We start from the raw sequence: 21,358 nt of genomic DNA, 5'->3' as shown, positions 1-21,358 counted from the left end.
TCTATGCGCCACGGCCGTTTTGCCACAATTTGAAAGCACAAAGCTTCTCAAGTCTTCTGCGCCCGAATTTTACCAGGGCCACCCCGATACCGTACGTCTGTACCGTTTGCCGATTGATGAACAATCACTGTTTAAGGCTATAACCAAGGTTTTTAGTCACACCATGGGTGAAAAATCCCATTACCCCCGCAATTCCCCCTTAACGCCACCGGATACCACCCCCGTTTGCGGTGACCTCAATCTACCTACCAGTCAGAAAATAGTCGCATTTTTTACACGTATATGCAAATTATGCGCTATAGTCCTTGTACACACTCAGAGATGCAAGGAGAGGATATGGCTATCACGATTCCCACGGATTTACTTCCAACCGACGGGCGTTTTGGCTGCGGACCATCGAAGGTTCGTCCCAGCCAGGTTGAAACAATCACCACACATGCACGGGATATCCTCGGCACGTCCCACCGCAAGCCAGGTGTGAAAAATGTGGTCGGGGATATCCGGGACGGACTTACGTCCTTCTTCTCGCTGCCCGAAGGCTACGAAATTCTCCTGTCGCTCGGCGGTGCTACAGCGTTTTGGGACGCAGCAACGTTCGGACTGATTGAGAAGAAGTCCGGCCACCTCGCTTTTGGAGAGTTCTCCACCAAATTCGCCACCGCCTCTGCTGCTGCCCCGTGGCTGGAAGAACCCGAGATCCACAAAACTGATCCTGGGACCTCCCCCACTCCAGTGGCGATGCCCGGCTGCGATGTCCTGGCCTGGGCGCACAACGAAACGTCTACGGGTGCGATGGTGGAGGTCATCCGGCCCGAGGGGGCTGACGATGCGCTCATCGCCATCGATGCCACCTCCGGCGCCGGCGGATTGCCGGTGGACATCACCCAGACCGATGTTTATTACTTCTCCCCGCAGAAATGCTTTGCCTCGGACGGCGGCCTCTGGCTTGGTGCTTTCTCTCCGCGCGCAATCGAGCGCATTGAAAAGATCGCGGCCAGCGACCGTTTCCAGCCTGCTTTCCTGTCACTAAAGAAAGCGCTGGATAACTCTCGGAAGAACCAAACATACAACACTCCCGCAGTGGCCACTCTCCTCATGCTTGCGGATCAAATCCGCTGGATGAATGAAAACGGAGGCCTGGACGGAATGGTCGCGCGCACGCGCCAGTCCTCTTCCATCCTTTACTCGTGGGCTGATGCCCACGAGTTGGCAACTCCATTCGTCGCGGATCCTGCGGGACGATCGCTTGTGGTGGGAACCATTGACTTCGCGGACACAGTGGACGCGGCTGCGCTGGCCTCCGAGCTGCGTGAAAACGGCATTTTGGATGTCGAACCCTACCGCAAGCTCGGCAGGAACCAGCTGCGCATCGGTATGTTCCCGGCGATCGAGCCGGATGACATCGCCCAGCTGACACGCTGCATCGACTACGTCCTTTCTGCCATGATTTAAGACCTTCGCCCCGGCGCGTTACTCTCCACCGCCGGGGCGGAGCTACACCACAATTGGTGGTCAAACGGTTAGGCTAGAGGGAACCGGTTGTTCTTTTGTCAGAGGAGTGTGCCCATGCGTGAGCTTCGGCTTGTCCCCGCCGAGTCGTCTGCATCGTCGTTGGTTTTTACCACGGACGATTCCGAGGAGTTCTTCGTCGAGGTTACCTCCGAGCTACGGGAGATCCTGGATAAGAAGGTAGAAGAAGCAGCAGCGCCCGAACCTGAGACATCGTACGCGGCTCCGCTCAGCCTGCGTCCGCGGGAGATCCAGGAGCGTATTCGCGCGGGCGCGTCTGTGGAAGAACTCGCCGAGGACATGGGGGTCACACCGGCACGTATCGAATCCTTCGCGCACCCTGTGCTTACGGAGCGCCACCGGATGGCCGAACTAGCCCGGGCAGGCTACCTCCAGGCTCCTTCTACTCCGGGTGCGCCCACGGTGGGAGAGCTTGTTGCCCAGGCTTTTTCGCGCCATGATTACGACCTTGAGCGCGCCACGTGGGATGCGTATCGCGATAGCACAGGCACGTGGATTGCAACCGTCACGTGGACAGCGGGCTTCACCGAGTATGTTGCCGAGTGGTACGTCACCCTCAAGCAGACGGGTCCGACCATTGTTGAGCCGAAGAACTCCACGGCAACTGACCTCATTTCTCCCCGGTCGTCTCTTTCCTACGACGAGCCGGAGCAGATGGAGGAGGAGCCGGAGACCCCAGAGCCGGAAGACGAAATGATCACTGGAGAGCTGTCAGGAGACGACAGTTTCCTGCAGAACCCGCCGGCCGAGAACCGTCGACGAGCGGGAGAACATCGCAAGAGGAAGCGGAGGAAGTCGAGCACACCTCACTGGGAGGATGTCCTCCTCGGCGTGCGCGCAACGCGTCCGCCCAACGGGGGTAAGGACTAGAGATGGCTGTCGTTGTCACGCTGTGGTTCGTCTCGACCGCCGATGTGGCTGCGGTGTTGGCGACGGAGCCGGCTCCGGACCGCGGCTTTGGCAGAAAGTTCCTCAGCCAGCTGGACTCGTCCAGGCCAATAACCACGATCGGTACGTTCCCCTTGAACCGTTCGACGGTGCCGGGGAAGGACGAGTTCTACATCGGTGGATTCCCGGGCATCATCGTTGTGCAGATGCTTGTCGACGAGCTGACCAAGCTGTCGGCGCTCTCCTCCCGCCTTACTACTGCTATCAATAGCCCCGACCTCTATGTTTTCGCCGAGGACACGGAGTCCACCTTCGCGGGTATCGCCCACTTCCAGGGCGACAAGTTGCGTCGCAGTTTCTGCGCCACCCGCTCGCGCGTCTACGAGGACAAAGGGCTCCCCGAGGGGTTCGAGTACGGCTTTTGGTCCGGCCACTCCGAGGGAATCGATCTGCCCTTCGCACCGAAGGATCTCGTCGCTGGTGCAGAGTGCGGCTGGCTAGGTGTACCCATCAGTTCTTCTGGCCCGGACATTAACGTCGTGGGCTACGCCACCGACGGGCGGAAGGAACCCCGGATCGAGTCCCACGCGCCGTCACCCCCGCTCAGCGAGGTCGTTGTTACGAGCTCCACAAAGCTCGGTTTCTCCGCCACCAACCCCGATTACGACGATTACGAGGCACACAATGAACCCGGCGCAGGCGCTGAGGTGGATGACGCACCCGGCACGGAGGTGGCCAAGATCGCCCGCGATGTCGCGCATATCGGGTGGTTAACGGGCAAAAAACTCTTCCGTCTCACCAGAAACAAGGCTGCGGCGGCGAAGGAGCGTCTGCGACACCTTGACAGAGAGAAATAGCACAAAGGACCGCACGGCAACCGTGCGGCCCTTTGCTTGTTGTTACTAGCGGATTTCGGTTACTACCCGATATCGTTTGCTACCCGATTTCGGTTACTACCCGATATCGTTTGCTACCGGATATCGGCTACTACCTGATATCGGTGACTACCGGATATCGACGAACTTCTTGAGAATCCATGTGCGCAGGAAGAACAAAACTGCGCCGAGGATCACCGAGGCCACAGACAGGGAAATGAAGAATGTGTTCTCTGAGCTGGCGCTCGTCGGATCGTAGTAGGCAGCGAGGCTACCGGCAAGAGCCGTGCCCATTGCCACGGCCATCATCCACATCGCCATGGAACGGGAGGGGAACGCCTCCGGTGCAACCTTGGTCGCCAGCGAGTTGCCCACCGGCGACAGGAGCAGCTCACCCATGGTGAACAGGAACAGGATCCAGGCGAGTGCCCACATCGGGGTGGTGTTGTCCGCGCCGCCGGAGAACGGGACGAAGAACAGCAGCGACAGGCCGATGATGACGTTCGCCGCAGCGAACTTCACGGGCACAGACCACTGGCGGTCCCCCAGACGCGTCCACATGCCCGCAAAAACGGCGGAGAAAGCGCAGATGAACAGCGGGTTGAACAGCTGCACAAGTGACGGCGGGATTTCCACGCCGAACACCACTCGGTTCAGGCGGGACTCGGAGTAGAAAGCCAGAACGGTGAACTGCTGCTGGAAGATGGCGAAGAACAAGACACCGGAAATGAACATGGGGATGAAGCCCACGAGGCGGGACTTTTCCTTCGCCGTCGTTAGCGGCGAGTAGTACATCTGGCACCACAGACCAATGGCGGAGATGAGCGCCACGACAGTGACGATGTTGGACAACCAGACAACCTTGACGATGCCGGAGACGACGAGCCAGACGCAGACAATGACGAGGACTGCCGCGCCTCCCAACCAGACCGGGTAGGCCTTTGCGGGCAGCGGGTTCGGCGTTTCATGGCCGGCTCCCTTGATAGTTTCTTTCCTCATCAGCGTGTACTGCGCCAGGCCGAGGAACATGCCGATGGCGGCGATTCCGAAGCCCCAGTGGAAGCCCTTCCAGCCCCAGACCGCAGACGTGAGGGCGGGGCCGAGGAGAGCACCGATGTTCACACCCAGGTAGAAGATAGTGAAGCCAGCATCGCGACGCGGATCGTCGCGGCTGTACAGCTGGCCCAGCACCACGGAGGCGTTCGTCTTCACGCCGCCGGAGCCGATCGCGATGAGCACGAGCCCCAGGGCGAGACCCGAGTAGCCGGGCACGAATGCGAGGGCGACGTGCCCGAACATCACCATGATTGCCGAGTAGTAGAGGGTGCGCTCTGAGCCGAGCATGCGGTCAGCTACGAGAGCTGCGGCGAGGCAGGCAAGGTACACAAGGCCACCGTAGGCCCCCATGATGGAGGCTGCGGATGCCTGGTCCATGCCCAGGCCGCCGCGGGTGACTTCGTACCACATGTAGTAGATGACGATGGCCTGCATACCGTAGAAGGAGAAGCGTTCCCACATCTCCACCCCGAAGAGGTTCGCTAGACCACGAGGCTGCCCGAAGAAGGTCTTTTCCTTCGGTGCAGCCTCTTTAGCGTCTGTTACGTCGCGCTGATTTCCTTCTGTTTCTAGAGGACTGAGGTTAGACATAGAGGGCATCGTACCCGTGCCTGTCTGACCTCTCGCACATAGGTACTCTCTATGGGCCGTGTCACATTCACTGTCGGTGGCGCAATGCCTCGTAAAAACCAATGGCAGCGGCGGTCGCGACGTTGAGCGAATCGGTGCCCGGCTGCATGGGAATGCGGGCGCGCACATCGGTGGCGCGCATGGCGTGCTCAGTCAGTCCGGGGCCTTCGGCACCGACGAGAATCGCCGTCTTCTTCGTCGGGTCGATGACGTCCTGCAGGTTCGCCGCCTCGGGATTGGGTGTCAACGCGATGATCTGGAATCCCTTCTCCTGCAGGTAGGCAAGGCCGTGCTGCCAGTTCGTTGTCTTTCCCTCCATGTGCGCGTAGGGCAGGCGCAGGACATGCCCCATGGACACGCGCACGACGCGCCGGTACAGCGGGTCGGCGCAACCGGCGCCGAACAAGACACCGTCGATGCCGAGCCCTGCGGCGTTGCGGAAGATCGAGCCGATGTTTTCGTGATCCCCCACCCCCTCGAGGATGCACAGCGTAGAGGCACCATCTACGACTTCTCCAACGCTGTATTCCGGTGCGCGGTCGGCGGCTGCCACGAGCCCGCGGTGCATGTCGAAGCCAGCGACCTCGGCCAGCACCTCGCGGGTGACCTCGTAGACGGGCACATCGTTGGCCCCTGCGTCGCCCAGCGCCGCCAACAGGGAATCCAGTTTGGGCTGGAAGCCGAGGATGCTGCGCACGGGGAACCGCGACTCCAGCAGCCGCGGGATGACGAGTGACCCCTCCGCGATCACGAGCCCCTTGCCACCTGGCAGGTCCGGGCGGGTATCGGAGTGGTTGAGGTCGCGGTAATCGTCGAGACGCGGGTCGTTCGGGTCGTCAATGCGGATGATGGAGGTCACTGTGGGGGTTCCTTTGCTGGTGCTACTTGTTCTGCTGCTTCGAGGTAAACGTTAGCCGTGAACCACGTTCATGATCGGGTCCATGCCAAAGTACACGAGGAACAGCGCGGCGATGAGCCAGATAAGCCAGTGCACCTTGCGGGCACGGCCGGACAGCAGCATCATGGCTGCGTAGGCAACGAAGCCAACGCCGATGCCGTTGGTGATCGAATACGTGAACGGCATGACGATCATCATGAGGAAGCTCGGCAGGGCGACAGCGAAGTCCGAGAAATCGATGTCCACGACCTGGCCCATCATCATGCAGCCGACGATGACGAGGACGGGGGCTGCCGCCTCAATCGGAACGACCTCGTACAGCGGCGTGAGGAACATGGCTGCCAGGAAAAGGCCACCGGTGACAATGTTGGCCAGGCCGGTGCGCGCACCGTCGGCGATGCCCGCTGCGGAGTCCACAAAGACCGTATTCGAGGAGGAGCTCGCGGCACCACCAACGATGGCACCGCAGCCCTCCACGACGAGGGCTTGCTTCATACCTGGGAGGATGTCGTTCTCGTCGGTGAGTCCAGCCTGCTTACCCAGTGCCGTCATTGTGCCCATGGCATCGAAGAAGTTTGCCAAGACCAAGGAGAAGACGAGAAGCGACGCGGTGATCGCGCCGACGCGGGCGAAGGCCCCGAAGGGATCGACGTTGCCCACAAGGGACAGGTCCGGGATGCCCCCGATGGAATCGGGAAGTGCGGGGACGGCGAGGTTCCAGCCGGCGGGGTTGGGCTTGCCGTCGACAAAGCTCGGGCCGGCACCGGTGACGGCCTCGATGATCATCGCGATGATCGTGTTGACTACGACGCCGATGAACAGCCCACCGGGGACGTTGCGGGCGATGAGGAGCCCGCAGATGATGAGTCCGATGACGAAGGTGAGGGTGGGCCAGCTAGCAATCGAACCATCGATGCCCAGCCCGACGGGGACCGTCGTCCCGGCGGCATCGGGGACACGACGAACGAAGCCTGCGTCGACAAGCCCAATCATTGTGATGAATAGGCCGATGCCCACACTCATCGCGGCCTTGAGGGAGCGCGGGATAGCGAGGAAGACGGCGGTGCGGAAGCCCGTGAGCCCGAGGATGACGATAATAATGCCGTCGATAACGATGAGCCCCATCGCCTCCTCCCAGCTCAGGCCCTCACTGGCGACGAAGGTGACGGCGACCATGGTGTTGATGCCGAGCCCCGTGGCGATGCCGAACGGGTACTTGGCAAAGATGCCGAAGAGGATGGTCATGACGCCGGCGGCCAGCGCCGTCACGGATGCGACCTGGGGGATGCCCAGCGCGTGTCCGGTGAAGTCCTCCGTCGTACCGAGGATGAGGGGGTTGAGGATGACGATGTAGGCCATGGCGAAGAAGCTCACCAGACCCGCCCGCACCTCCGTCCCCACGCTGGAGCCGCGCTCGGTGATGTGGAAGAAGCTATCCAGTCGGCCAACCGGCCGCGTGCGTTTTGGTTCGGTTTGTGTCCCGTTTTCCATGAAGTTATATGTCCGATTCTCTCGATGTGTAGTTTTTTGGCTTGTCGACGCTCCGGGGAACGCTCGTCCCCTGCCGTCACGGCCACCTGTAGCTAAGGTCTCCTCCGTGAGACTCGGCGGATGTCGCATGTGAACGCACTGGAAGTCATGCCACACCTGAGGTCAGTTCGAGGTTCCACAGCCCAAGCTAAATGTAGGAGGTGAACCCGTAAATAGACAAATACGCTCCGGCGCGAACCGGGGCGCCGGGGCGGGGACCACCCGAGAGGTAGTGCTAGAGACGGATCTCCTTCTCATCATCAAAGGGGGAGGCAACACGCTGGCCAAGCGTTTCCATGGGAGGGGTATCCGAGTGGGCACCGCAGCCAAAGGATGCATGCACGACGTGTCCGTCGGCGGAGTACTCGTTGGCGCACACGCCAAAGGAGTCGCTTACCTCGGAATCCAACGGCAGGTAGAACGCGCACGTTATGCAGCTCAAAGCAGCCTTTTCCGCGAACTCGCTTGTCGGCCCGTACGCCCCCTTACGCCAGCGGGCGAGCGTCTCGTTCAACCCACGGCGCGTGATGTCCTTTCCCTTCTTCGCCTTTCCACGAGTGGTGCGAACTCCTGTGAAGCTCACGCCTTCGCCGGCATCGGTGAGCCGCAGATCTCCTTCGGCCGGGGGCAGCTGCCCACCAGGGGTAAGGTCACCGGGCTGGACGCGTTCAGAGTAGGGCACCCACCGTGGTGCACGAAGCGCATCACGGCCAGGCATGAGAGTCACTTCATTGACGGTGACAAAGGTGGACCCATGGGCCACTGCTACTACAACGTTCCATTCCCAGCCGCGATAACCGGGGACGTCCGCAGCGAAACGGTGGATGGCTACTTCGTCATCAAGACACTCCACCCCAATATGGGCACCGACCTTTCCCTCCCCCATCTCTGTGGCCGCACCCCGCGCGATCTTTTCAGCGATAGAGCTGACAAGCGGACTGTTGTCTCCCTGCGGGGTCCCCGCCGCCGTCGACTCGGCACGCTCCGCGTTAGCGCCGGTGTGTCCCCCACGAGCACCGGCTCGTCTGTTACTTTCTTTCCTTCTTGTCACACCCCTATTATTCAGCATTCCTGGCACAATAGTGCACATGGGGCATTTCCTTCCTGCTTTCAGCGCACTCATCTGCTGTTTCGCGCTGCTCGGTTGCTCCCCTACTCCGCCGAGTGGAACCGCCACGACCTCGTCGTCGGGCTCATCCACGTCGGTGGCTCCCGTGAGCAATGTCGAACGGCTCAGTGTAGAGGTGGTTGCCACGCATCCCTTCGACCCGGAGACGTTCACGCAAGGGCTCGAGGTAGACGAGGACGGCACGCTGCTTGTCTCCCACGGAACCTACCGCCACAGTGGCATCTATCGGCGCACGCTGGACGGCACGGCCACGGTATCCTCAGCGATTGGCGACGAGTACTTCGGCGAGGGGCTGACGCATGTGGGCGACACCATCTGGATGCTGACATGGAAGGAGCACACGGCCTTCCGCATCGATCCACAGTCGCTGAAACCCATCGACACGGTGAGCTACCCCGGCGAGGGGTGGGGACTCTGCAGCACGGACTCAACCATCTTCATGTCCGACGGCACCTCCACACTGACTGAACGGGATCCGCAGACGTTTGAGGAACTGCGGCGCGTGAACGTCACGCTTTCCGGCGCGCCCGTCTCCAAGCTCAACGAGCTGTCCTGCGCACCCGACGGTTCTATTTATGCCAATGTGTTCCTCACCAACGAGATTGTGCGGATTGACCCTGCCACCGGGACGGTAACGGGGCTTATCGACGCGTCAGGGTTGCGGCCTGTCGATGCAACCGACCCCAACGCTGTCCTCAACGGCATCGCTCATATTCCAGGGACGGATCGGTTCTATCTCACGGGCAAGCTGTGGCCGATCATGTATGAGGTGCGATTCGTACCGGAGTAGTCTCTCGGGAAGTAGAATGCGTAACCATGGCGAGAAGGAAGAATTCACTCAAGAAAACGGCGCTCATGGTCGGCGGGTTTATCCTCGCCGTCCTCGTCATCCTCGGCGTAGTAATGGGCGTCAGTGCGTGGCGGGAGCGCGCTTCCTATGTCGATCCGGCCTCTCTCACCACCACTGTTCGCATCGACGGCGTTGATACAACGGTGTCGCCGTACGCGGTTTGCGAAGTCGGCGCACCGGCGAATGATTGCGATGGCTCCGTTTTCACCACAGACCTCAATTCCGGCGAGACGGTGACAATCACGGTGCCGGAAGAAGTTGGTGACCATGATTGGTCGCTCCTAGCTATTTACGACGACCCGGCGAAAAACGACGAGCATTACTTCCGCTCGGCGGATCCGCGGGACGTTGAGATCCCCGTAAAAAAGGACACGGCCGCACTGATGATGGTGGAAGTGAGCTCCATGCAAGTCCAACGCGTCGACGGCACCGAGACCCCGGTCGTTGTTACCTGGTCCATTGCCGACGACCAAGCATAAAAGGCCCATTGCCGACGACTAAACATAAAAGGTCCATTGCGGACGACCAAACAAAAGAACAAAAATAAAAGGGCCACGCGGACCCTTTTTCTCTTTCTTTACTTATCGAGTTCCTTCGCCACGACGCGGAGGATCTCGGCCACCTGGCGCCCGGCTTTTCTATCCGGCCACCGTCCCTTTTGGAGATGGGGCTGGACGCTGTCCTCCAGCAGCGTCATGAGATCGCCGACGATGGAATTCAGCTGCTCTGCGGTGTACTTGTGCTCCGGCTTGCGGGGCCTGCGCGGCGGATCCACGAGCCGCATGCGCAGGATCTGGGGACCGCGCCCACTGGCAGCGAAATCGAACTCAATGCGCTGGCCAGGGTGAAGAGTGTCCACTCCTTCGGGGAGAACGGACTTCGAAATATGAACGTCCTCCTGCCCAGGATTGGAGGCAAACCCGAAGCCCTTGTCCGGGTCATACCACTTCACTTTGCCGATCGGCATGGTTAACAACCACCTTTCATCATGAGGCGTCGCCTATTCACTACGTTGCCTTCTTCACTGTCTATAGACTGCTCCAGTCTACACGGGGCAGCCTCGCCCATACCTTATTAATAACGCCCCGCTCACCCGTTTCATTCCCCGTCGGTAACCGTGCAAATGATCCTTCAAAGGCCCAAAAGTCACATTTGTGACCAATCACACAATCGCGAATTTGACCGCCAGACGCTGGAGCTTTGCCGACAAACACGGCCGGAAATCCCGTCGATGGGGCTCAAAATGTGACTATTTCGTTACCATTGCGTTATATTTGAGCGCATGCATCGCAGGGTGCCGGTTCGTCCGCATGCCGTAAGCGATGAAGTAAAGGTGCAAAGAGCCAAAGCACCAACAGAAATTTGAACAACACTGTTTTCCGCGCCACCGCTGTGGCACAGAGTAAGGGTGGCTCGCACCTTTTACTAACGCAGATCTTGAAAGGATACTAATTCAGATGGCACGACACTCCGCGCCGAAGAAGACCACCTTCGCAAAGATTGCAGCTTCCGCAACCGCTGTTGCTGCAGCAACCACAATCGCTACCCCGGCAGCGCAGGCCGCTCCGGACTCCGATTGGGACCGTCTCGCACAGTGCGAGGCAGGCGGCAACTGGTCCATCAACACGGGCAACGGCTACCACGGTGGCCTTCAGTTCAGCCCGAGCACGTGGTCCGCTCACGGCGGTCGCGAATTCGCCCCCTACGCCTACCAGGCAACGCGTGAGCAGCAGATCGCCGTCGCTGAGCGCATTCTGGCCTCGCAGGGCTGGGGCGCTTGGCCGGCCTGTTCCGCCCGCCTTGGACTGAATTCCGCTCCGACACCGCGCAATGCACCGAGCAACGAGTCCTCCGCACTCGAGTCCACGGAGAATATCGTCGAAGAGGTCGTCCAGTCCTCCTCCGATGACAAGCTTCCCGTTGACGTTCTGTTCAACCTCGTTGTCAACCGTCTGGCTGCCGTCGGCATTCAGGTACCGGCTGAGGTTCACGGGATGTACGATTTCCACCGTCAGGATATCCAGAACTTCTACGCAGCCAACGCACAGTTCATTGACGCTAACCTCCCCCAGGTCAGCGCAGCAGTAAAGAACGCACAGTAGGTCGGCGTAGCGACCGCCAGTGGAGCCCCTCCACCTGCGGTCTCATTCGCAGGGCCCGCACACAATGCCCCACGGAGATTTCCGTGGGGCATTATGCGTTGAGACGAGCCTGACAGCCGTCACCGTGCACCCCCGTCACCGTGCACAGCCTCGGACGGCAACGGGTCGGCGACGCCGACATCCGGCCGAACCACATGCGAGCATGCCAAAACGCCCCGTGTCTAGGCGGGGCGTTCGACCAGCTTAATTAATGGTTAATGTTGGTGACGGGGTGGACGTAGCCTGTCTCCTCGTACGGACGAGGGAAATCCGTCTCGTTACCGAACGGGCTCATCGCACCGTTCACCGTGGCGATAATCTCCGTTACCGGGTGCTGGCCCGGTGCGTGGTCGCCCCAACCTGGATCAACGTATCCCTTTTTGGCGGGCTTAACGGCCTTTGTCTGGCGGTCCGCCTTCTTCACAGTCTTAGCCATACACTCATTGTTCCAAATTTCTGCAGAAAAAGTCACACGCATAATCACGGTAGAATGAGTTGGTGTTATGACTCCTCGAACCATTGATACGGCTCCGCAGCTTCGTTTCATCGATTGGCTGGCTGCACGTTCCGATAGTGAGCTGGAAACGATTCTGAGCCGTCGTCCAGACACGGCACTGCCTCTGCCACCGAGTTTCCGGTCTCTCGCTGCCAGACTCCATGTGCGCGAGTCCGTCTCACGGGCGCTGGCAAAGCTCACCGCGACGGAGTTAGCGACACTGGAGGTAGCCGTTGGATGCGGGGCAGAATTCAACCCTTGTGCCTACCCCGATGTGGTGGATTTTATCCACGATTCCGCCCGCAAAGCAGGCATTAACGCGAATCAGCAGCCAACGAAGGCAACAATCCGCGCAGCAATTGATTCGTTGTTTTCGGCAGCTCTCATCTATGGCGAGGAAGACGGATTTCTGCTCTCACCTGAGGTAGTCAATGCTCTCCCCCATGGCTTCCAGGTGCTTCCCCAGGGTCCTGTTCTGTCGGAGGAAGTCGTCTCCTCACGCCTGGCTGAGATGTCGGCTACACAGAAGAAGATCGTATCCACGCTCCTATCCGCCGGAGGATCAGGTCGCACCCGTGATGCCGCGCCCGACGCTGATCCCGCGCGCCCCATCCCGCAACTCATCGAGGAGGGAATCCTCGAACGTGTCGACGATCATTCCGTCCGCCTATCCCAGGTGGCAAAGTCTCTGCTGACGGGAACACTGCCCACCCCGATTCCACTCGTGGAACCGGAGCCTCAATCGACAGAGGATGTTCCTGTTGGGGCCACCGATAACCAGGCGACCGCCCAGGGACTCGATGTGGTCAGGCTCATCGAGGAGCTTATTGACGCCTTGTCGGTCGCCCCAGCCTCTACTCTCAAGCAGGGGGCTCTCGGTGTCCGGGTCCACGCGCGTCTCAGCGAAGCGCTCCATGCCGATGAGGAGACAGTCGCCCGTGTGACGTCCCTCGCCTTCGCAGGAGGACTCATCTCCCGCGGAGTACCAGATCCACTTCCCGCAGACGACGATGGCGGAGATTACGTTGCCCCGACCCCCGCCGCTGACGCCTTTGTTGCGCAGCCGCTGGCTCAGCGGTGGTCGACGGTGGTTCGCGCATGGTGTGACTCCCCGTTTGCGCCGTGGAAAGTGGGCGAGGAAGACACCAAGGGCAAACCCGTCCACCTCCTTTCCCCGGAAACGAAAGTGGGCATCCTTCCCGGTGTGAAGCGGGACCTGCTTGCTATTTTGGGGCGTGGCTGGCAGCAGCACTCCCCCGCAGAGCTCGAGGCGCTGTACGTCTACCACCACCCGATCACCAGCCGCCGCGTCACTCGCCAGACACTCACGAGCATCATTGAGGAGGCCCAGTGGATTGGCGTGATCAGTGGCTCCGTTAACGGAGCTCTCTCCCCCACCTCACTCATCATCGAGGATGATCTCGATGCGGTGACCGCCTCTCTTACTCCCGACTACACAACGCAGCTCATTGCCCAGGGCGACAACACGATTGTTGCTCCCGGCCCGGTGACCTCGGATATGGCCGCTACGCTCAGTGAGCTTGCCGACGTCGAGTCTCCTGGGCTCGCCGCTGTCTATCGCGTCACGGAAGCCTCCATCCGGAGGGGCTTGGACGCAGGCTTGTCGGCATCTCACATGCTCGCTTTCCTCCACGAACACGTGGTCGGCGGCACCCCCGAAAGCATCGAGTTTCTAGTCAATGATGTTGCCCGCCGCCACGGCACACTGCGGGGCGGACCCGCGTCCAGCTACATCCGCTGCGACGACGAGACCCTGCTGCTCACCGCATGCCGGACAGCCGAGGCCGAATCGGTGGGGCTGCGCGTCATCGCTCCCACAATTGCCATCGCGCAGGCACCTCTGATTAAGGTGATTGAGGCGCTGCGCAAGGCGGGCTTCCAGCCCGTCGCGGAGGGCGCAGACGGTGAGAGCCTCGACCTACGGCCACGGGCAACGCGCGTCACAACGTCGATAAGCTCCCTCACCCCGGCGGCAGTCCAGGCGCGCACCGCCCGCCTGTCCCCCGAAGACATCGCGGCGGCAGTCACGGCGATCAGGAGCACAGATTCCGCCGAAAACCGAGCGAAATCAGGCAACGGAATCACCGGGTCACACGACATCCTCACCGCAGTGACCCATGCCGCACGCGGTGGCGCAACCATCACTATTGGTTCCGTGGATAAAAGTGGCATTGCCAGTCATCGGGTGGTCAAGCCACTCACGGTCACCGGTGGCCAGATGGACGCGCTGGATGTAGCCACCGGTTCCGTCCGTCGCTTCCTCCTGCACCGGATTACAGAGGTGTTCGTGGACTAACCAGCGCCCGTTAGCCGTTACTACAATAAGAAGCTTCTAGGAATATACGACGCATAAAGGAGTAACGGAAAATGGGTTTTGGCGACGGTCCGCTCATCGTGCAGTCGGATAAAACTGTTCTGCTGGAGGTAGACCACCCCAAGGCGGACGAGGCACGGGCGGCGCTTGCCCCCTTCGCCGAGCTCGAGCGCGCACCCGAGCACGTCCACACCTACCGCATCACCACGCTTGCGCTCTGGAATGCACGAGCGGCAGGCCACGATGCCGAACAGGTCATCGACGTACTCGACTCCTACGCCAAATTCCCACCGCCGCAGTCCCTGCTCATTGACATTGCCGAAACTATGTCCCGGTATGGGCGGGTGCGCCTGACCAAATCCCCGGCGCACGGATTGCTCCTGGAATCGGACGAGAAGCCGATCCTCGCCGAACTATCGCGGCACAAGAAGCTCAAGGGAATGCTCGGCGAGCAGATCGATGACAACACCATCGTCGTCCATCCCTCCGAGCGAGGACGGCTCAAGCAGGAGCTGCTCAAAGTTGGCTGGCCGGCAGAAGACCTGGCAGGATACGTCGACGGCGAAGCGCACCCCATCGAGCTCTCCACCGAAAACGGTGACTGGGAGATGCGCGATTACCAACGCTACGCCCGCGACTCCTTCATCGCCGGCGGCTCCGGCGTTGTCGTCCTTCCCTGTGGCGCCGGCAAGACCATCGTCGGCGCTGCTGCCATGGCTAAACTCAAGACCACCACTCTCATCCTCGTCACCAACACGGTGGCCGGGCGCCAGTGGCGTGACGAGCTGCTCCGCCGGACGACGCTGACGGAAGACGAGATCGGCGAGTATTCCGGTGAGAAGAAGGAGATCCGCCCCGTCACCATCGCCACCTACCAGGTCGTGACCCGGAAAACCAAGGGCGAGTACCGCTCCCTGGAGCTTTTCGATTCCCGCGACTGGGGCCTCATCATCTACGACGAGGTTCATCTCCTCCCCGCGCCGGTGTTCCGCATGACTTCCGACCTCCAGTCCCGCCGCCGCCTGGGGTTGACCGCCACGCTCATCCGCGAGGACGGCCGCGAAGGCGACGTGTTCAGCCTCATCGGCCCCAAACGCTACGACGCGCCCTGGAAGGACCTCGAAGCCCAAGGATTTATTGCTTCCGCAGAATGCGTCGAGATCCGCGTGACCATGACCGAATCGGAGCGCATGGTGTACGCAACGGCGGAGTCCGCCGACCGCTACCGCCTGGCGACCAACGCCAGTGGCAAGATGAGTGTGCTCAAACAGCTGGTGAAGATGCACGCAGACGAGCCAACTCTGATTATCGGTGCCTACATCGACCAGTTGGAGGAGATCGGCGAAGCCATCGGTGCACCCGTCATTGAGGGCAAGACCTCCACGAAGAAACGGGAGGAGCTCTTTGACAAGTTCCGCAGCGGGGAAATCACCACGCTCGTGGTGAGCAAAGTGGCCAACTTCTCCATCGACCTGCCGGAGGCCTCCGTCGCCATCCAGGTATCCGGAACCTTCGGATCCAGACAGGAGGAAGCCCAGCGCCTCGGCCGTCTGCTGCGTCCGAAGGCCGATGGGGGGAGTGCGACGTTTTACTCGATTGTCACCCGCGATACGCTAGATGCACACTATGCTGCACATAGGCAGCGGTTCTTGGCGGAGCAGGGCTACGCCTACCGGCTGCTTGATGCCGCCGACCTGCACCTGCTAGAGGAAAAGGACTAACCGTGTTTTCGTTCACCGTCGACCCTGAGCACAACAGCAAGCACAACGAGCTGTACCGCGACTCCAGTCGCATCGGCCGCGCCGCTTTCATCTTCGCTGTCGTGCTCCTCGTCTTCGCTTTTATCATCACGCGCGTCTACCAAGGCGTGGGCTATCTCATGGCATCAGGACTGGTCATCATGGCGATCATCAGCGTGTTCATGGGATTTACCCTGCCCAAGAAAATGGGCACCCCACAGGAGCTGTATGACCAGTTCCCGCTGTGCCCCGCCATCATTGCCGAGGTCAACGGCAAGGACATCACCCTTCTTGCTCTTGTTAATCAGGCCGTGAACCAGGAGGCGAAGCCCATCTGGGCGCTGGCCGCACGGGTTGTGCAGGGGCTTCCCGGCCACGAGATCCGTGTGGGCGAGCGCGTGCCGTCCGTCGCAGTCGGGGGCCGCAGGGGCATCACGTCCCAGGAACTCCACGCGGAGATATCCCCCATGCCGATCTGCTGGGGTACCCCGGACCCCGAAGTTATCGCCGCCGCTAAGAAGGAAATCCCCGCAAACCAGTGGCGCCGCCTGGATGCGCTGCGCTCGCGCCTGGAAGATGTGAAGGCTACCAAGGAACAGCTCCTGACCTTGTAGGCCAACCACCTCTCTGCCCCTGCACATCTTGTGCAGGGGCTTTTGTACATCCACCACCGTGTATCCACATGTATATCCACCGCTGTATATGCACCTCCACCGCCGTATACCCCACCTCCACCGCTGTATATCCACCGCATTCGTGCGCTCTTGTCGGGATACACCTCTTGACCTATACCCATAGGGGGTATAGGTTTAGAGGGGTACAAGATAACCGACCGAAAGGAACACACTCATGGCAACGACAACGTACAAGGTTGAGGGCATGACCTGCGGACACTGCAAAAAGGCAGTGGAGGAAGAAGTGGGCGCTATCGACGGCGTGACCGCCGTGGAGGCCAACGTTGAGGCCAAGAACGTCACTGTCACCGGCGACAACGTCTCCGAGGATGCCGTAGCCACCGCCGTCGAAGAGGCCGGCTACACCCTGGTCAAGTAACTCATTCTCCCGTAAGAAAGGTTCCCCATGACTCAACCGCAACTCCTCCACGTGGATTTGGGCGTGACCGGCATGACGTGCACGTCCTGTTCTTCCCGTGTAGAGAGAAAGCTGAACAAGCTGGACGGTGCGGAGGCGACGGTGAATTTCGCCACCGAGTCCGCATCCGTCTCCTACGACCCGGCCAAACTCTCTCCGGCTGATCTCATTCAGACCGTGGAGAACACCGGGTACGGCGCGTTTGAGATGGGGAACACTGACACCTCTGACAGCTCCTCTGCTGTAGAGGACCCGACCTCCGCTGTCGATGCCGCGCGTGAACGCGAGGCAGACGACCTCAAGCGGAGGCTGATTATTTCCGCCGTGCTCGCCGTACCGGTCATGCTCATCTCCATGATTCCGGCGCTGCAGTTCATGTACTGGCAATGGGCAGTCCTCACGATGTCCACGCTTGTCTACGTCATCGGCGGGGCCCCCTTCCACAAAGCCACCCTGACAAACCTCAAACACGGCGCGTTCACCATGGACACGCTCATCTCCATGGGCACGACCGCCGCCTACCTCTGGTCCCTGTGGGCATTGTTCCTCGGCAACGCAGGCATGCCCGGCATGAAGATGGAGATGCACCTTGTGGCCAGCAACTCCACCATGGACGAGATTTACCTCGAATCCGTCGCCGTGGTCATCGCCTTCCTGCTCCTCGGGCGCTGGTTCGAAACGCGCGCCAAGGGGCGCTCATCCGAAGCCCTACGTGCCCTCCTCACGATGGGGGCCAAGGATGCCTCCGTGCTCCGAAATGGCAAGGAGGAGCGTGTGAGCGTGGATTCTCTAGCCGTTGGCGATATCATCGTCGTCCGCCCCGGAGAGAAAATCGCCTCCGACGGCGTCGTTACTGAGGGCGCATCCGCCGTCGACGAGTCCATGCTCACCGGCGAATCCGTACCCGTCGAAGTAACAACCGGCGATACCGTCACCGGTGCCACGATCAATACCTCTGGTCGCCTGCTCGTCCGTGTCACTCGAACCGGCACGGATACGACCCTGTCCCAGATGGCGCAGCTCGTCACCGATGCGCAGGCGAAGAAGGCGCCCGTGCAGCGCCTCGTGGACAAGATCGCACAGGTCTTCGTCCCCGTCGTGATTGGTGTCGCGCTTGTCACCCTCGTCATTCACCTCCTCGCCGGATCCGGCCTGGCACCGGCGTTCACCTCGGCTGTTGCCGTTCTCATCATCGCCTGCCCATGCGCCCTCGGGTTGGCAACGCCGACAGCGCTGCTCGTCGGCACCGGACGTGGCGCACAGCTCGGCCTCCTCATCAAGGGACCAGAAGTGCTCGAGTCCACCAAGAAAGTCGACACCATCGTCTTGGACAAAACCGGAACCGTCACAACCGGCGAGATGTCCGTCCACGATGTCACGCCCGCTGCAGGTGTGGAAGACAAAGAACTGCTCGCAGTGGCGGGCGCAGTCGAGGCTAACTCCGAGCACCCCATCGCTGCAGCAATCGCACAGCATGCGGCAAGTATTGGCGAGCTTCCCGCTGCACAAGACTTTTCCAACAAGCCCGGCGTGGGCGTGGAGGCGACCGTCGACGGGCGACGGGTGCGCGTCGGCAAGCCAGAAGAAGAGCTTGGAGCACTCACCGCAACCTTTGAACACGCCCAGGAAACCGGCGCAACGCCGGTCGTGGTAACGATCGACGGCACCGTCGCGGGCATCATCAGCGTGCGCGACACTGTGAAAAAAAGCTCCCCTACCGCCATCTCCGGCCTGAAGGACCTGGGGCTTACCCCCTGGCTTCTCACCGGCGACAACAAGGGCGCAGCGGATGCCGTGGCGCGCGAAGTAGGCATTGACCCCGCACACGTCATTGCCGGTGTGTTACCGCAGGACAAGGTCACCCACGTGGAAAAGCTCCAAACCTCAGGACACAACGTTGCCATGGTCGGCGACGGTGTCAACGATGCTGCCGCACTCGCGCAAGCCGACCTCGGACTGTCGATGGGGGCCGGTACCGACGTGGCGATTGAGGCCTCAGACATCACGCTCATGAACAATGACCTGGTCTCCGCCGTGGACGCCATCCGCCTGTCGCGGCGCACCCTACGCACAATCAAGGGGAACCTTTTCTGGGCGTTCGTCTACAACGTCCTGCTCATCCCCGTCGCTGCCTTCGGCATCCTCAGCCCCATGCTCGCCGGGATAGCGATGGCGTTCTCCTCCGTTTTCGTCGTCACCAACTCCCTGCGCCTGCGCAACTTTGAAAGGACACACCAGTGAACCACGACAACTGCGATCACAGCCACTACGGCTACATCCAAGAAGAAGCCCGCTACCTCGCCCGCCTCAAGCGCATCGAGGGGCAAGTTCGCGGGATTCAACGCATGATCGACGAGGACAAATACTGCATCGATATTCTCACCCAGGTCAGCGCCGTCAACTCCGCGCTCAGGGGTGTCGGCCTCCAGCTACTCGACGACCACATGCGCCACTGCGTGAAAAACGCGGTGAAACAGGGCGATGAGGAGGCAAACGAAAAGTTCAAAGAAGTCTCCGACGCCATCGCGCGTTTCACACGATAGGACCCACCATGCACTCCCACGACCATTCCCATGACCACGCTCACGACCACGCGCAGAACGCCTCCCTCACAGCCCTCACCGTCTCCTTCGCAATGACCGCAACCATATTCATTGCGCAGGTCATCGGCGGACTGATTTCTGGATCGCTCGCGCTCCTCTCCGATGCCATGCACATGCTGTCCGATTCCACGGGCATGGTCATCGCCATCGTGGCGCTCCTCATCGGCCGGAAAGCCGCCACGGCAAAGGCAACATTTGGGTACCGGCGCGTGGAAGTCATCGCGGCAATGATCAACGCACTCGTTGTGACGGGTGTCGTTGCAACCATCATCTACAACGCCGTCATCCGGCTCGGCTCTGAGTATGAGATCCAAACAGTAACCATGCTCGGCGTTGCAGTAGTCGGCCTTATCGCAAACGCCGTCAGCGCGCTCATCCTCATGCGCCGCCAACATGACTCCCTCAACATGAGGGGTGCCTACCTCCACGTCCTTTCCGACCTTCTGGGATCAGTCGCTGTCATCATCGCGGGCATCATCATCTGGCTTACCGGCTGGACCTATGCAGACTCCATCGCCTCCTTCATCATCGCCGGCATGGTGCTCCCCCGTGCGCTCGGACTGCTCCGCGACTCGGTGTACGTGCTCCTCAACCGTGTGCCCTCCTCCATTGACACGGTAGCGGTGCAGCGCACCGTGGAGGCTCTGCCGCACGTCGCCGCCGTGCACGATCTCCACGTGTGGTCTACCGACGGAACAGAGTCCCTGGCCACGTGCCACGTCGTCGTCGCCGAGGGGATCCATGCCGACTGTGAGATCCTCGATGCCGTCCAGGCTGCGCTCCGCAAGTTTGGGATCGACCACTCGACCATCCAGATTGAGCGCCCCTCTCACATCGACCATGAGGTCGTCTGCTGATCTCATAGCATCGTCCCCTTCCCCCGCCCGGCTTCCAGCCGGGCATTTTCTTTGTCCCGCTCTTGAATCAGCTCCCCTCCGCGTATGTGAGACGACCTCTACCAAACGGAGAGGTGCCATCGCCTCTTGCTTGTCCGCCGGCGCAGCAGGCGATCACACGGTCACGTGTGGATTCCCAGGAGACCTCAGCATGGGCTTGCAGTACGCTTTCTGTCCACGCTCAAACCATGCCGACAACCACACGTCCCGATCCTTGGCCACGAGTAGTTTCAGTTGCATATAGAACCCGACGACGACTCTCCCGCACGCCTTGTCTAGAAGCATTATCCGCGACGCTGAAGAGCCGGAACAGTCGATCTCCAACTAGCACCATCGCAGGTGAGACAGAAAAGAATTGCTGCGTAACCGTAACGTTTTGCGAGGCAGGATCAGAAAACTCATAGCGACGATTGGCGGTTACATCCGTTACTGGTGAACAGAGCAGGCCAAGCACAGGGAGGCATTGATGAACGAAAAATTCCGACTCAGTTGAACACATTCCATGTGTAAGACATGTTCCAGAGCTGGCTATAAAAGGCGATAAGGAGGAGCTGGCGGGGGCGGGCGCGCACGTTTGGGTGCGCGTTTAGTTGCATAGCAGAAGACCGGCCCGCGAACTAGTGTTCGTGGGCCGGTCTTTCATGTTTGTGGTCGGCGGTGTCCTACTCTC

Annotated in this window: 19 protein-coding genes; 13 read left to right on the top strand and 6 right to left on the bottom strand. The window is 60.6% G+C overall.

Annotated features, from left to right (window positions below; translation table 11 throughout):
- Positions 1–321: 321 nt before the first annotated feature.
- The 3 genes from serC (at position 322) to HMPREF3044_RS04205 (ending at position 3,275) form a co-directional block, all read left to right on the top strand.
- A complete protein-coding gene (gene serC, locus HMPREF3044_RS04215) occupies positions 322–1,452 on the top strand; it encodes a phosphoserine transaminase (RefSeq protein WP_005395751.1) in 1,131 nt (376 codons plus the stop codon).
- A 114-nt stretch (positions 1,453–1,566) separates the two neighbouring features.
- Positions 1,567–2,400 carry a septation protein SepH gene (gene sepH, locus HMPREF3044_RS04210; RefSeq protein ID WP_005391682.1) on the top strand — a complete coding sequence of 278 codons (834 nt, stop codon included), beginning with the start codon at positions 1,567–1,569 and terminating at the stop codon, positions 2,398–2,400.
- Positions 2,401–2,402: 2 nt separating this feature from the next.
- On the top strand, positions 2,403–3,275 hold the full coding sequence (locus HMPREF3044_RS04205; protein ID WP_005395749.1) for a DUF6928 family protein: 873 nt from the start codon (positions 2,403–2,405) through the stop codon (positions 3,273–3,275).
- Positions 3,276–3,422: 147 nt separating this feature from the next.
- On the opposite strand, the gene HMPREF3044_RS04200 is transcribed toward HMPREF3044_RS04205, so the two are convergent.
- From HMPREF3044_RS04200 to HMPREF3044_RS04185, 4 genes are all read right to left on the bottom strand, one after another.
- The gene (locus tag HMPREF3044_RS04200) at positions 3,423–4,940 is read right to left on the bottom strand and encodes a peptide MFS transporter (protein ID WP_005395748.1); all 1,518 of its coding nucleotides are present in this window, start codon (positions 4,938–4,940) and stop codon (positions 3,423–3,425) included.
- Positions 4,941–5,007: 67 nt separating this feature from the next.
- On the bottom strand, positions 5,008–5,838 hold the full coding sequence (locus HMPREF3044_RS04195; protein ID WP_005391678.1) for a TrmH family RNA methyltransferase: 831 nt from the start codon (positions 5,836–5,838) through the stop codon (positions 5,008–5,010).
- 51 nt (positions 5,839–5,889) lie between these two features.
- Positions 5,890–7,368 carry an NCS2 family permease gene (locus HMPREF3044_RS04190; RefSeq protein WP_070739550.1) on the bottom strand — a complete coding sequence of 493 codons (1,479 nt, stop codon included), beginning with the start codon at positions 7,366–7,368 and terminating at the stop codon, positions 5,890–5,892.
- 274 nt (positions 7,369–7,642) lie between these two features.
- Positions 7,643–8,458, bottom strand: a complete 816-nt coding sequence (locus HMPREF3044_RS04185) for a DUF3027 domain-containing protein (RefSeq protein WP_371326111.1) — start codon at positions 8,456–8,458, stop codon at positions 7,643–7,645.
- A 193-nt stretch (positions 8,459–8,651) separates the two neighbouring features.
- On the opposite strand from HMPREF3044_RS04185, the gene HMPREF3044_RS04180 reads away from it, so the two are divergent.
- Positions 8,652–9,326: a glutaminyl-peptide cyclotransferase gene (locus HMPREF3044_RS04180; RefSeq protein ID WP_005395741.1), complete on the top strand. Its 675-nt coding sequence runs from the start codon at positions 8,652–8,654 to the stop codon at positions 9,324–9,326.
- A gap of 26 nt (positions 9,327–9,352) precedes the next feature.
- On the top strand, positions 9,353–9,865 hold the full coding sequence (locus tag HMPREF3044_RS04175; protein WP_005395739.1) for a DUF2771 family protein: 513 nt from the start codon (positions 9,353–9,355) through the stop codon (positions 9,863–9,865).
- A 98-nt stretch (positions 9,866–9,963) separates the two neighbouring features.
- Here HMPREF3044_RS04175 and HMPREF3044_RS04170 read toward each other — a convergent pair whose 3' ends face one another.
- Entirely contained in the window at positions 9,964–10,353 is a 390-nt protein-coding gene (locus HMPREF3044_RS04170) for a cold-shock protein (RefSeq protein ID WP_005391669.1), read from the bottom strand.
- 490 nt (positions 10,354–10,843) lie between these two features.
- On the opposite strand from HMPREF3044_RS04170, the gene HMPREF3044_RS04165 reads away from it, so the two are divergent.
- On the top strand, positions 10,844–11,488 hold the full coding sequence (locus HMPREF3044_RS04165) for a resuscitation-promoting factor Rpf1 domain-containing protein (RefSeq protein ID WP_005391668.1): 645 nt from the start codon (positions 10,844–10,846) through the stop codon (positions 11,486–11,488).
- 247 nt (positions 11,489–11,735) lie between these two features.
- Here the strand turns inward: HMPREF3044_RS04165 and HMPREF3044_RS04160 are convergent, their stop codons facing one another.
- Positions 11,736–11,963: a hypothetical protein gene (locus tag HMPREF3044_RS04160; RefSeq protein ID WP_005391667.1), complete on the bottom strand. Its 228-nt coding sequence runs from the start codon at positions 11,961–11,963 to the stop codon at positions 11,736–11,738.
- A gap of 67 nt (positions 11,964–12,030) precedes the next feature.
- On the opposite strand from HMPREF3044_RS04160, the gene HMPREF3044_RS04155 reads away from it, so the two are divergent.
- The 7 genes from HMPREF3044_RS04155 to HMPREF3044_RS04125 all read left to right on the top strand — a co-directional run bounded on the left by HMPREF3044_RS04155 (position 12,031) and on the right by HMPREF3044_RS04125 (position 20,649).
- A complete protein-coding gene (locus tag HMPREF3044_RS04155; RefSeq protein WP_070739547.1) occupies positions 12,031–14,340 on the top strand; it encodes a helicase-associated domain-containing protein in 2,310 nt (769 codons plus the stop codon).
- Between the two features lie 71 nt (positions 14,341–14,411).
- Positions 14,412–16,079, top strand: a complete 1,668-nt coding sequence (locus HMPREF3044_RS04150) for a DNA repair helicase XPB (protein WP_005395733.1) — start codon at positions 14,412–14,414, stop codon at positions 16,077–16,079.
- A 2-nt stretch (positions 16,080–16,081) separates the two neighbouring features.
- Positions 16,082–16,711 (top strand): DUF3239 domain-containing protein, encoded by a 630-nt coding sequence (locus tag HMPREF3044_RS04145; protein WP_005391664.1) that lies wholly within the window; start codon positions 16,082–16,084, stop codon positions 16,709–16,711.
- Positions 16,712–16,946: 235 nt separating this feature from the next.
- Positions 16,947–17,150 (top strand): heavy-metal-associated domain-containing protein, encoded by a 204-nt coding sequence (locus tag HMPREF3044_RS04140; RefSeq protein WP_005391663.1) that lies wholly within the window; start codon positions 16,947–16,949, stop codon positions 17,148–17,150.
- 27 nt (positions 17,151–17,177) lie between these two features.
- Positions 17,178–19,430, top strand: a complete 2,253-nt coding sequence (locus HMPREF3044_RS04135) for a heavy metal translocating P-type ATPase (protein WP_070739544.1) — start codon at positions 17,178–17,180, stop codon at positions 19,428–19,430.
- Complete coding sequence (locus tag HMPREF3044_RS04130; RefSeq protein ID WP_070739541.1) at positions 19,427–19,732, top strand: metal-sensitive transcriptional regulator; 306 nt, start codon at positions 19,427–19,429, stop codon at positions 19,730–19,732. Before HMPREF3044_RS04135 ends, HMPREF3044_RS04130 begins: the two co-directional genes overlap by 4 nt.
- A gap of 8 nt (positions 19,733–19,740) precedes the next feature.
- Positions 19,741–20,649 carry a cation diffusion facilitator family transporter gene (locus HMPREF3044_RS04125; protein ID WP_070739538.1) on the top strand — a complete coding sequence of 303 codons (909 nt, stop codon included), beginning with the start codon at positions 19,741–19,743 and terminating at the stop codon, positions 20,647–20,649.
- Positions 20,650–21,358 lie beyond the last annotated feature (709 nt).

The organism is Corynebacterium sp. HMSC073D01, from assembly GCF_001815555.1.
Taxonomy (GTDB): Bacteria; Actinomycetota; Actinomycetes; order Mycobacteriales; family Mycobacteriaceae; genus Corynebacterium; species Corynebacterium glucuronolyticum.
This window is presented reverse-complemented; position numbering and strand designations above follow the sequence as displayed.